This is a genomic window from Vibrio owensii CAIM 1854 = LMG 25443 (assembly GCF_000817815.1).
GTDB lineage: Bacteria > Pseudomonadota > Gammaproteobacteria > Enterobacterales > Vibrionaceae > Vibrio > Vibrio owensii.
This window is the reverse complement of sequence record NZ_JPRD01000006.1, coordinates 1-12,005: the sequence shown is the minus strand read 5'-3', so window position 1 is coordinate 12,005 and position 12,005 is coordinate 1. Positions and strand designations below refer to the sequence as shown.

Below are 12,005 nucleotides of genomic sequence, written 5' to 3'. Positions count from 1 at the left end.
TCCTATGCAAACGGCAAGAGGACCGTAATTCATCTTGCGCAGATGCTATCACCTGAGAAAAATAGGCGGAAAAGTGAAAAGGAAACTACTCGTCATGATTCGAATTTCTGGTTGTAACGGATACAACAAACGATTTAGAGGGATGACATTGATCGAAATACTGATAGCAGTTGTGATTATTGGAATCATCGCGGCTATCGCTTATCCGTCATATACCAACCACACCATTACGGCACACCGCACCGTTGCTCTAAGCGATATCAGTCGCATACAACTGGAGCTAGAAACCTCTTACAACGGTGGGTACGATTGGAGTAGTATCATCTCTGGCGGGACTTGTACGATCTGCGACTCCGATTCAAATCGCTTTTCATTTAGTATCGCAAGCACATCCAGCGCAGCTTATGTTATCGAAGCAACGGCAAAAGCCGATTTAGGGCAAAACGGTGATAACTGTTTCCCTAGTGGGGTAAATAAAATAACCCTAACGTCCACCAACATAGAGTCACCGAGTGCATGTTGGGATTAGCCCTTTCGAGAATAGATAAAGACAACTTAGACGACAAGTTCGATGCCATAAAGTCACTTTAAATAAAAAGAAAGCAGATACAAAAAAGCCTGCATCACAGCAGGCTTTTTATTGGATTCAACTAACCAGCAATTAGCTTGTTAGGTCATCAAAGAACTTCTTCACGCCGTTGAAGAAGCCTTCAGATTTTGGTTTGTGCTTAGTTGCGGCATCACCACCACAAGATTCATCAAACTCTTTAAGCAATTCTTTCTGACGAGCGCTCAAGTTAACTGGAGTCTCTACTACAAGCTTAACGATTAGGTCACCAACACCGCCACCACGAACGCCTTTCACCCCTTTACCGCGCATACGGAACATACGTCCTGTTTGCGTTTCTGTTGGTACTTTAAGGTTCACACGACCATCTAGTGTCGGAACTTCAACTTCACCACCTAGAGCAGCCATAGCAAAGCTAACTGGCACTTCACAATACAAGTTGTTGCCTTCACGTTCGAAGATATGGTGCTCTTTCACGTGAACTTGTACGTATAGGTCACCTGCTGGTGCACCCATTTCTCCAGCTTCGCCTTCGCCAGATAGACGAATGCGATCGCCAGTATCAACACCTGCTGGGATCTTAACGTTAAGTGTCTTAGTTTTCTGCTTACGACCTTGACCATGACATTCATTACATGGGTCTTTGATGATCTTGCCTTTACCGTGACAGGTAGGACAGGTCTGTTGTACGGCAAAGAAGCCTTGACGCATCTGAACTTGACCGTGACCATGACAGGTACCACACGTTTCAGCTGATGAGCCTTTCTTCGCGCCGCTACCATCACAGGTATCACAGTGAACAAGCGTAGGTACTTCGATCTCTTTTGATACGCCACGAACCGCCTCTTCTAGCGACAGTTCCATGTTGTAACGCAGGTCAGCGCCACGTTGCGCGCGTTGCTGACCACCGCCACGACGGCCGCCACCAAAGATATCACCGAACACATCGCCAAAGATGTCGCCGAAGTCAGCGCCACCGCCACCAAAACCGCCGCCGCCGAAGCCGCCACCGCCTTGTTCAAAAGCTGCATGGCCGTACTGATCGTACGCCGCTTTCTTTTGAGGGTCAGTGAGAATTTCGTACGCTTCTTTTACTTCTTTAAACTTGTCCGCAGCAGACTCATCACCCTGGTTACGGTCTGGGTGGAATTTCATCGCTAGACGCTTGTACGCCTTTTTGATATCGCGCTCAGAGGCATCACGGCCTACGCCTAATACTTCGTAAAAATCACGTTTTGACATGTTCTTCGTCACCAATTAATTACTGCAAACGGCATCATTTACCGCTTGGTGTTTGTATCGTTCTAGGTAAGTGCACTCATTGCAAAATACTTAACTAGAAAGACAGCTTTGACAAACAGACGGGCGTAAGAGTTACCCCAAACGCCCGCGCACAAAGTCTTATCGACTCTAGGCGACCATAGGCCACCTAGTTAGAAATAATATTATTTCTTGTCGTCTTTAACTTCTTCGAACTCAGCATCAACTACGTCGTCTTCTTTAGACTGTTGAGAGTCAGCGTCAGCACCTTGTGCTTGTTGCGCTTGAGCTTGTTGTTGAGCGATTTCCATTAGCTTTTGAGCAGCCGTCATTAGCGCTTGAACTTTAGCGTCGATCGCTTCTTTGTCATCGCCTTTACGTGCAGTTTCTAGCTCAGAGATAGCTGCTTCAATCTTCTCTTTCTCTTCAGCAGGTAGTGCTTCACCAGCTTCTTCTACTTGCTTGCGAGTACCGTGAATCATTTGGTCAGCTTGGTTACGTGCAGTTGCTAGCTCTTCGAACTTTTTGTCCGCTTCTTTGTTAGCTTCTGCTTCTTGAACCATTTTCTCGATGTCGTCATCGCTTAGACCGCCAGAAGCTTGGATAGTGATCTTCTGCTCTTTACCAGTCTGCTTGTCTTTCGCCGAAACGTGTAGGATACCATCCGCATCTAGGTCGAAAGTAACTTCGATTTGTGGCATACCACGTGGTGCAGCTTGGATACCTTCTAGGTTGAATTGACCTAGAGATTTGTTGAAAGACGCTTGCTTACGCTCACCTTGAAGAACGTGGATAGTTACCGCGCTCTGGTTGTCTTCTGCTGTAGAGAAAACTTGGTTCGCTTTAGTTGGGATAGTCGTGTTTTTCTCAACTAGCTTAGTCATTACGCCGCCCATTGTCTCGATACCTAGAGACAGTGGAGTAACGTCTAGTAGAAGTACGTCTTTAACGTCACCAGCAAGTACACCACCTTGAACTGCAGCACCCATTGCTACTGCTTCATCAGGGTTTACGTCGCGGCGAGCTTCTTTACCAAAGAACTCAGCAACTTTCGCTTGAACCATAGGCATACGAGTCTGACCACCAACTAGGATTACGTCAGTGATGTCGTTTACAGATAGGTCAGCGTCAGCTAGAGCAACTTTTAGTGGCTCAAGAGAACGTTGTACTAGGTCTTCAACTAGAGATTCTAGTTTCGCACGAGTCACTTTCACGTTCATGTGCTTAGGACCAGTCGCGTCTGCAGTTACGTAAGGTAGGTTTACGTCAGTTTGAGAAGTAGAAGAAAGCTCGATTTTCGCTTTTTCTGCTGCTTCTTTAACACGTTGCATCGCTAGTGGATCGTTCTTAAGGTTGATGCCTTGCTCTTTGTTGAACTCGTCTACTAGGTAGTTGATTAGACGCGTATCAAAGTCTTCACCACCAAGGTGAGTGTCACCGTTAGTTGCTAGAACTTCGAACGTTTTCTCGCCTTCAACTTCATCGATTTCGATGATAGAGATATCGAATGTACCACCACCAAGGTCGTATACCGCGATAGTGCGGTCGCCGCCTGACTTGTCTAGACCGTATGCTAGAGCAGCCGCTGTTGGTTCGTTGATGATACGTTTAACTTCTAGACCTGCGATACGGCCAGCGTCTTTTGTAGCTTGACGTTGAGCATCGTTAAAGTAAGCAGGAACTGTGATAACTGCGCCAGTTACTTCCTCACCTAGGAAGTCTTCAGCAGTTTTCTTCATTTTCTTCAGGATTTCAGCTGAAACTTGAGGAGCAGCCATTTTTTGGCCTTGCGCTTCTACCCAAGCATCACCGTTGTCAGCCTTAACGATTTTGTAAGGCATGATTTCGATGTCACGTTGAACTTCTTCGTCTTCAAAACGACGACCAATTAGACGCTTAATTGCAAATAGCGTGTTAGTTGGGTTTGTTACTGCTTGACGTTTAGCAGGTTGGCCTACTAGCGTTTCGCCGTCTGTGTATGCAACAACAGATGCGGTTGTACGCTCGCCTTCTGCGTTTTCAATTACGCGTGGCTTGTCACCGTCTAGAACAGCAACACAAGAGTTAGTAGTACCTAAGTCAATACCAATGATTTTACCCATCAGGCTATCTCCAAATAAATTCTATTTTCGTTTTGCTATATCCCCTATGTGGGGACGTAGAATCGGGTTTCAACCCTTGCTCACAAACAAAAATAATGTTGTTTGCTTCTCTTATGCCCAATAGATAAGGGCTGCAAATGGCTTTTCAAGGGAGGGAGCAAAAAAAATTAAAAAAAGTTGCGCAAAAGAAGAGATACGAGCGCAACTCTGCCCCCTTCGACTCTTCAATCTCGATTCTCATTTCTATAAAAGAAAAAGCGAGGCATATAGCCTCGCTTTTCAACTAAGAGTGTATTGCAAATTATGCGCTTGCTTGTGCTGGCTCTGCGTCTACCACTTCTTCTTTACCAATCTCACCTTCAGACTTCGCAACAATGGTGTTTACTGCTGTATCACCAACCACGTTAGATGAAGTACAGAACATATCATTGATACGGTCTACGGCTGCGATAATTGCAAGACCTTCTGGCGGAAGACCTAGTTGGTGCAATAGAACACCTACCATCACTACACCGCCACCTGGGACACCACCCGCACCGATAGACAGTAGCAAGATAGTTAGACCAAGAGTAAAGATATCAGCAGTGTTGATTGGCTGACCAAACGCGTTTGCGACAAACATCGTTGCTAGTGCGATGTAGATAGAAACACCAGACATGTTCATTGTTGCGCCCAGTGGTACACCGAAACCAGCTACCGATTTAGATACTTTAAGCTTCTCAGTCAGCGTACGCATTGTTACTGGAATGGTCGCGTTAGAGCTTGCTGTCGATAGCGAGAATAGGATCTGCTCTCGAGTTGCACGTAGGAAAGTTTTTGGCGAAGTGCCCGTCGCAATACCTACTGCCATTGGGTAGAAGAAGAAAATCCAGAACACTAGCATTGCAACAACAAGTGCTACGTAGCCAGCAACAGACATCAATGTGTTTGCATCCAGTGTTGCACCTAGTTGAATCATCAGAGCAAATACACCGTAAGGCGCAAGGCTCATTACTAGACCAACCAGCTTCATCATGATTTCATTCGCCATCTTGAACGTACGAATAGCTGGACCACCACGTGAGTCAAGAGCTTGAATAGCAAGACCTGTCAGGATTGCCATAAAGATGATTTGTAACATGTCGCCATTTGCAAACGCTTGTACTGGGTTGCTTGGAACAATGTTTACCACTAACGAGAAAATGTCAGGAGTTTCTGTTGTTGTTAGTTTAACGGTCTCTGAAATCGTACCCGCTAGATTCGCATCTGCACCCGGTTGGAAAATAAGACCAACGGTGAGTGCCGCAGTAATCGCGATGATGGTGTTGATAATGTATAGAGCAAAGGTTTTACCACCAAGACGACCAAAAGCAGTGATGTCTTTCAGGTCAACGATACCGCATACGATAGATACGTAAACAAGAGGTACTACTAACAGCTTAATCAATGATACAAACATGCCACCAGCGCCTTCTGCTGCGCCAAGTAAATAAGTATCAAAGAGAGCAACGCCACTAAAAAGATACTGAATTGCAGTACCGATCAGAAGACCCGCAAACAAGCCGATAAAAATCTTGCTAGAAAGCGATTTATCCATCATAAATCTCCAAAATGTTGTGTTTGCTATTTATACTTTTATAGTTACATCTGCTGGTTTTTACGGCAGACCTCGCGAATAATACACACCACAGTTACAAAATAAAGACTCTCTTTACGAAATTGTTAATAAATAACATTAAAAGTAAATCGCTAGATCTACATTCATATTCAGAATTAAATGTTGACTGCGAGTGATAACAGGAACTTATAGACACACCCATTCCATGGGTAAGCAAGATAAAGAAAGGATATCCCTTATTGGAAAAATTTTTACCAATAAGAAAAAATTTGAAGGGGATCAAATTTCATTTTGCGCACATATTCAGAGAGATGAATATGTTGATGGTAATGTTTGAAACAAAAACGCCCGCTATTGAATGGTGGGCGTTTTAATATATTTATATCAATGATTTAGTTGATTACTTAGCAACCATAACCATTGCAGGACGAACAACTCGACCGTTTAGCTCATAGCCTTTTTGCATCACAAACATAACTGTGTTTGATTCGTGATCTGGGCTTTCTTGAATAGACATAGCTTGGTGGAATTCAGGGTTGAATGCTTCACCTTCTGGGTTGATCTCTTTCAAACCAAATTTCGATACTGCGTCTACAAACGTCTTGTGTGTTAGCTCAACACCTTCAAGAATTGGCTTAACCACTTCGTGCTCTGCATCTGCAGCTTGGATTGCACGCTCAAGGTTATCGATAACTGGAAGTAGTTCTTCAGCGAATTTGTTCAGAGCGTACTTACGAGCTTTATCGATTTCTTGCTCAGTACGACGACGCATGTTTTCTACTTCAGCTTTAGAGCGAAGAACCGCATCTTGCTGGTCTTTCACTTTTGTTTCGCTAGACAGTAGTGCTGCTTCTAGTTGAGCAATCTTAGCGTCTTTCTCATCACCAATTTCTTCAAGTTCTGCTTCAGCTTCTTGCGCTGCGGCTTCTACTTTCTCAGCTTCTTCGATGATTTGATCAAGCTCTTCTTCTGTAACTTTGTTTTCTTCGTTGCTCATGATATCTCCAGAATTCAACTTAATGTCCTTAAAGCCACTCACGTTTTGTGGGCTTTAACCACATAAAAATTCGCATATTTAGGTAACTTGCCATTATTATGGGGATGAAGATTCCTGATTCAAGCCTCTTTAATGCGGAAATGCTATGAAAAACCCATGTAACGTGATCGCGATTATCGGAAAACCACGAGATCAGCAGGCAATTCAAACTCATAGAGAGTTATACGAATGGCTGACCTCTGAAGGTTACCAAGTCTTTATCGATGATCGCCTTGCTGCAATTTTAGACGAAATCCCGCAAAACCAGTTTGCTAGCCTTGTTGAATTGGGTAAAAACGCCGATCTCGCTATTGTCGTTGGCGGTGATGGCAACATGTTAGGCGCAGCTCGCATCTTGTCTCGTTTTGATGTGGCTGTCATTGGGGTAAACCGAGGAAACTTGGGCTTCCTGACTGACCTTGATCCTGATAACTTTAAAGAAGCACTGAAGGCCGTATTAAAAGGCGAATATATTGAGGAAGAGCGCTTTTTATTGGAAGCAGAAATCCATCGTCACGGTCAAATCAAGAGTCACAACGCAGCATTGAACGAAGCGGTCTTGCACCCTGGCCAAGTCGCGCACATGATTGAATTCGAAGTCTATATTGATAACAGCTTCGCGTTCTCACTGCGTGCCGATGGGTTAATTGTTTCTACTCCAACGGGCTCTACGGCTTACTCTTTGTCAGGTGGCGGCCCAATTTTGTCACCAAGCCTAAACGCGATTTCTCTGGTGCCAATGTTCCCGCATACATTGTCTAGCCGACCGTTAGTTGTGGATGGAAAACGTCGTATCAAACTGGTCGTTTCTCCAGAAAACCGCGGCACACAAGAAGTGAGCTGTGACGGGCAAGTCTCTCTACCAGTGTCTCCAGGCGATGAAATCCATATCTATCAGAGCCCGAACGTTCTCAAGCTGATCCATCCGAAGGACTACAGCTACTATCACGTACTCAGAAATAAGCTTGCTTGGTCAAGCAAACTGTTTTAGCAATAAAGGTTGGTGTGAAAGCATCAACCTTTTTTCTTCTCTGCCATAAAAGCTCTTGTAAAAGCCAAACGACATTCAATCAAGCAACATTAAAATTAATTTTATAAATTTAGATCTTGTGTGCAAAATTTATACAAACCTTAACGCTCGAATTGAATGCTCGATGTCCGATGATATTCTCACCATGAATAGAATACGAACTCTATTTCATACCAGTTATCTCAAAGGACGCATTATGAAAAAAACAATTATATTGTCCGCTCTCAGTATGTTAGCGCTTATGGGCTGCCAATCTGAGGAGGCAAAGGTTACCGATATTTCAAACGCAAAAGCCGAGGACATCACCAACACTAAACGAGCGTTGGCACAACAACTCAGCGAGAGCTACACCGACATAGAACCGATGCTGCGCCGAGACATCACCGCAGAGCACATCAATGTCCCTGTTTCTTCTTTTGTTGAACAAACTCCCCTATCAACTTTCAGTAAACAACTTATACAAGCCGATACACAAATTCGCTCATGGAAAGGCATTTCAGAATACTCAGAACAGCTTCTCGAAGTTCGCCTTGCAAATGAAGCGATGCTAGATGTATGGCAAGAAGGCAAAATTAGCCCCCTATTTGCTTTTGAACCAAGTGGCGATGATGAGCAATGGCAATACATCGAAGCGTACGATGTCTATGGTCAAATCCACCAGTTGGACGTTTATCAACTTCCTGACGTACCGGTTTTGGTTATTGATAACAATAGCTCTGCAGAACTCAAAGCTGGCCTGCAAGCCATGCAAGCAGAGATGAAAAGCTTAGGCCAAGCAACCATGGTCCAGCCGTATCTATCCGATAACCAGCGAGCTAATGCCCCTCTTCTGGCCAGTGCAGCAAGCTCCACTCAACCAATTCAAACCACGCAACTTAAGAAAATTCGTCTTTCAGATGATCAAGAACCTTGGATCTCGGGCAAAGCAGAAATCTACGCCATCGTTACTGGCGTCAATCCAAGCCGTGACGAGCCAGCGTTAGATTTGGTCGAACTTCCATATTTGGATTACGACAATCAAGATTACTATCCGAACCAAATCATCATTCACTGGTCTCGTTACCGTTGGGGGGCGGCGGATATCGTCTTGATGGAGCAAGATGACGGCACCGATTACAAACAGTTAGCCAAGCTGCTTGTTCAGGTTGCAGAAGAGGTTCTGAAGGCAATTCCAGATCCAGAAGTACAGGCATACGCCATTATTCCTCAAATCACGAACAAAATTATCGATGCGATCCCGGATGGAGCACTCACCAACGATGATGATTTTGTCGATGTTTACTACACGCTGATGCAAGACACTTCTTATGTTGACCATCCAGGTGCTGGCGTCAACGCAGTGGTTACTTTAGAGCCGCTCACAATTAACCCAACTCGCCCGTAACTTGTTCAATTTAAATAGGTCGTTGCATTTTCTGCGACCTATTTTTCCCTTCTCCCTCACAAAAAATCGCTTCTTTGAGAAAAAATACCTAACCCACCTTTACTGTATAAAGAAACAGTATATACTGTTTTCTTATACAGTATTGTTCGGTTATACAGGTAAATAAAAATGCTGGCTCATCTAAGTGTTAATAATTTTGCGATTGTTAAATCTTTACAGCTCGAGCTTTCAAAGGGCATGACCACCATCACTGGTGAAACAGGCGCAGGTAAATCTATTGCAATTGATGCATTAGGTCTTTGTTTAGGCGGACGTGCCGATGCAGGCATGGTGCGACAAGGCGAAGAAAAAACAGAAGTCAGCGCAGCCTTTTTACTGGACAACAATCTACACGCAACGCGTTGGCTAGAAGATAACGACCTGCTGGATGGCAGCGAATGTATCTTGCGTCGCATCATCACTAAAGAGGGCCGCTCTAGAGCCTTCATCAACGGCAGCCCAGTCCCACTTTCACAACTCAAATCTCTTGGGCAGTTGTTGATCAACATCCATGGACAGCACGCCCATCATCAACTGATGAAAAGCGAGCATCAAATGGCCATGCTTGACCAATATGCAGGACATTTAAACTTATTAAAAAGCACACGCAGTGCTTACCAGCATTGGCGTCAGGCAGACAATAACCTTAAGCAACTAAAAGAGAACAGCCAGCAAAACCAGGCGCAAAAACAGTTGCTTGAATACCAAATCAAAGAACTGAATGAGTTATCGCTAGGTGAAGAAGAATTCGCAGAGCTCGAGCAAGAGCACAAACGACTGTCCAACAGCGGTGAACTTGCCGCTACCTGCCAGCAAGCCATCGAACTTATTTACGAAGGTGAAGAAGTCAATGCGCTTGGTATTTTGCAATCGGCCAATCACTCCCTAATCCAATTAGCGGAATTAGATGAGAAATTAGCTGAACTACCAAACATGCTGTCAGAGGCAATGATCCAGCTAGAAGAAACCAAAAACGAACTTCGCAGCTACCTTGACGGCATTGATGTCGATCCGGGTCGCATGGCTTATGTAGAAGAACGTTTTTCTAAAGTGATGTCGATGGCTCGCAAACACCATGTGATGCCTGATGAGCTCTACCAACACCACCAAGATCTGCTAGCACAAATTGAAGCACTAGATTGCTCTGATGAACGCTTGGATGAATTAGCACAAGAAGTGGAACAGAAATACCAAAGCTTCTTAACTCAAGCAGAAAAACTGCACAAATCACGCAGCCGTTATGCCAAAGAATTGAACAAGCTAATCACGCAAAGCATGCACGAGTTGAGCATGGAAAAAGCCATGTTCAGCATCGAAGTGAACAACGAAAACGCGCATCCATCTCCACTAGGCATGGACAGCGTATGCTTCTTGGTTTCAACCAACCCAGGTCAGCCATTGCAGCCTATCGCTAAAGTCGCGTCTGGTGGTGAGCTATCGCGTATCTCCTTAGCGATCCAAGTAATCACCGCTCAAAAAGTCGACACACCAAGCTTGATCTTCGATGAAGTGGACGTAGGTATCAGTGGCCCAACAGCGGCCGTAGTTGGCAAGATGCTACGCAAACTAGGTGAATCGACCCAAGTCATGTGTGTTACCCACTTGCCGCAAGTTGCTGGTTGTGGTCACCAACAGATGTTTGTCGCGAAACACACCAAAAGCGGCCAAACTGAAACACAAATGCGCTCACTGGATGAAGAGCAACGTGTGGCAGAACTCGCTCGCTTACTTGGTGGCAGCCAAATCACTGACTCTACACTGGCAAACGCAAAAGAACTGCTTATTGCAGCTTAACGACTTAGCCTTAATAAGGGGATGAAATATGGATATCAGGACAGTCAACCATGAAAGCTGTTTAGATCTCGTCCCCATTTTTACCGAATTAGAGCAGTACTACTTCAAAGAACAAGCAGCCACCGAGAAAGAGCTGGCACATTATCTCAAGTACAAAGTCTTTTCAGAGTACTCAGGCGTCAAAGTTATTGCTGCATACAATAACGATACCATAATGGGGTTTGCGACTTACACCGTGATGTTTCCTGCGCCGAAACTCTCCGGGCAAATGTACTTGAAGGACCTATTCGTGTCCTCTTCTGCGCGAGGAAAAGGCGTAGGACTAAAGTTGATGAAATATCTCGCGTCTCTTGCCGTCAATCATGGTTGTCATCGATTAGATTGGACAGCAGAAAGCACAAACCCTATCGCAGGTCGGTTTTACCAATCGATTGGCGCTGAGCGAGTCAACGAGAAAGAGTACTATCGCTTTTCCGACGATACTCTACTTGAGTTTTCACAAGCCAAATAACCACTGAATTTTCTCCTTCATTGGCCTGACAAACATGCCATTATTGTGCGTGACAAACTGTTCAGTTCTCGGTTTAAGCGAATTTGTGAGTCATGTTCTGTCATTTAGCGTGCAATATCAGCGAATAAATGCAACTCAACTCAAAATTCGTTGTCAGATTTCCTACCATACGACGCATAGCTTTTTACATCTGCGTCGAGCTTGTTTATTATCAGCGCAGTATTTTAAAGGTTACTAAGAAATTATTATGCAATTAAAGAAGTGGTTAGTTGCCGTACCATTAGCAATGACATTGCTGACAGGATGTTCGGTATTGGAAAGACTGGTTTATCGTATTGATATCAACCAAGGCAACTATGTAGAACAAAGTGCGGTTGATAAATTAAAGTTTGGGATGACTAAAGCACAGGTTCGCTACGTTCTTGGTTCACCTATGTTGGTTGAAAATGGCTACCCGAACACGTGGTACTACATTTACCATCACACACCAGGTCACGGTGATTCCGTGCAAAAAGATCTGATCGTTCAATTTAGCGATCAAGGTACGCTGGCTGATCTAACTGGCGACTACCCAAAAAGCGATGCGTTTTACGAGAAGATTCAGTAAACAACTTTTATTTTCGCAGTATTCCTAAAGCCTCCTCATGGAGGTTTTTTTATTGCTTGTGTACCGTCCTAAATAAG

At 44.4% G+C, this 12,005-nt stretch carries 10 protein-coding genes; 6 read left to right on the top strand and 4 right to left on the bottom strand.

The features are described 5' to 3' along the window. The first annotated feature begins 94 nt into the window (after positions 1 to 94). Positions 95 to 529: a type IV pilin protein gene (locus H735_RS02285; RefSeq protein WP_005447645.1), complete on the top strand. Its 435-nt coding sequence runs from the start codon at positions 95 to 97 to the stop codon at positions 527 to 529. A gap of 132 nt (positions 530 to 661) precedes the next feature. On the opposite strand, the gene dnaJ is transcribed toward H735_RS02285, so the two are convergent. From dnaJ to grpE, 4 genes are all read right to left on the bottom strand, one after another. After that, a complete protein-coding gene (gene dnaJ, locus H735_RS02280) occupies positions 662 to 1,810 on the bottom strand; it encodes a molecular chaperone DnaJ (RefSeq protein ID WP_020196436.1) in 1,149 nt (382 codons plus the stop codon). Between the two features lie 203 nt (positions 1,811 to 2,013). Beyond that, a complete protein-coding gene (gene dnaK / locus H735_RS02275; RefSeq protein WP_020196435.1) occupies positions 2,014 to 3,930 on the bottom strand; it encodes a molecular chaperone DnaK in 1,917 nt (638 codons plus the stop codon). Between the two features lie 301 nt (positions 3,931 to 4,231). After that, positions 4,232 to 5,506: a dicarboxylate/amino acid:cation symporter gene (locus H735_RS02270; protein WP_010446260.1), complete on the bottom strand. Its 1,275-nt coding sequence runs from the start codon at positions 5,504 to 5,506 to the stop codon at positions 4,232 to 4,234. A 421-nt stretch (positions 5,507 to 5,927) separates the two neighbouring features. Next, positions 5,928 to 6,524, bottom strand: coding sequence for a nucleotide exchange factor GrpE (grpE, locus tag H735_RS02265; RefSeq protein WP_005447652.1), 597 nt, complete (start codon positions 6,522 to 6,524; stop codon positions 5,928 to 5,930). A gap of 145 nt (positions 6,525 to 6,669) precedes the next feature. Here grpE and nadK point away from each other — a divergent pair, with 145 nt between their 5' ends. From nadK to bamE, 5 genes are all read left to right on the top strand, one after another. Then, entirely contained in the window at positions 6,670 to 7,554 is an 885-nt protein-coding gene (gene nadK / locus H735_RS02260; protein WP_020196433.1) for an NAD(+) kinase, read from the top strand. Positions 7,555 to 7,789: 235 nt separating this feature from the next. Beyond that, the gene (locus H735_RS02255) at positions 7,790 to 8,977 is read left to right on the top strand and encodes a DUF3103 domain-containing protein (RefSeq protein WP_020196432.1); all 1,188 of its coding nucleotides are present in this window, start codon (positions 7,790 to 7,792) and stop codon (positions 8,975 to 8,977) included. Between the two features lie 168 nt (positions 8,978 to 9,145). Continuing rightward, on the top strand, positions 9,146 to 10,810 hold the full coding sequence (gene recN / locus H735_RS02250; protein WP_020196431.1) for a DNA repair protein RecN: 1,665 nt from the start codon (positions 9,146 to 9,148) through the stop codon (positions 10,808 to 10,810). Between the two features lie 28 nt (positions 10,811 to 10,838). Further along, complete coding sequence (locus H735_RS02245; protein WP_020196430.1) at positions 10,839 to 11,321, top strand: GNAT family N-acetyltransferase; 483 nt, start codon at positions 10,839 to 10,841, stop codon at positions 11,319 to 11,321. Positions 11,322 to 11,568: 247 nt separating this feature from the next. Then, positions 11,569 to 11,928 carry an outer membrane protein assembly factor BamE gene (bamE, locus tag H735_RS02240; protein WP_020196429.1) on the top strand — a complete coding sequence of 120 codons (360 nt, stop codon included), beginning with the start codon at positions 11,569 to 11,571 and terminating at the stop codon, positions 11,926 to 11,928. Positions 11,929 to 12,005: the final 77 nt, after the last annotated feature.

Coding starts and splice junctions, on each gene's coding strand:
- H735_RS02285 (WP_005447645.1), top strand. CDS start 95: ATGATTCGAATTTCTGGTTGTAACGGATACAACAAACGATTTAGAGGG.
- recN (WP_020196431.1), top strand. CDS start 9,146: ATGCTGGCTCATCTAAGTGTTAATAATTTTGCGATTGTTAAATCTTTA.
- H735_RS02245 (WP_020196430.1), top strand. CDS start 10,839: ATGGATATCAGGACAGTCAACCATGAAAGCTGTTTAGATCTCGTCCCC.
- H735_RS02255 (WP_020196432.1), top strand. CDS start 7,790: ATGAAAAAAACAATTATATTGTCCGCTCTCAGTATGTTAGCGCTTATG.
- bamE (WP_020196429.1), top strand. CDS start 11,569: ATGCAATTAAAGAAGTGGTTAGTTGCCGTACCATTAGCAATGACATTG.
- nadK (WP_020196433.1), top strand. CDS start 6,670: ATGAAAAACCCATGTAACGTGATCGCGATTATCGGAAAACCACGAGAT.
- grpE (WP_005447652.1), bottom strand. CDS start 6,524: ATGAGCAACGAAGAAAACAAAGTTACAGAAGAAGAGCTTGATCAAATC.
- dnaK (WP_020196435.1), bottom strand. CDS start 3,930: ATGGGTAAAATCATTGGTATTGACTTAGGTACTACTAACTCTTGTGTT.
- H735_RS02270 (WP_010446260.1), bottom strand. CDS start 5,506: ATGGATAAATCGCTTTCTAGCAAGATTTTTATCGGCTTGTTTGCGGGT.
- dnaJ (WP_020196436.1), bottom strand. CDS start 1,810: ATGTCAAAACGTGATTTTTACGAAGTATTAGGCGTAGGCCGTGATGCC.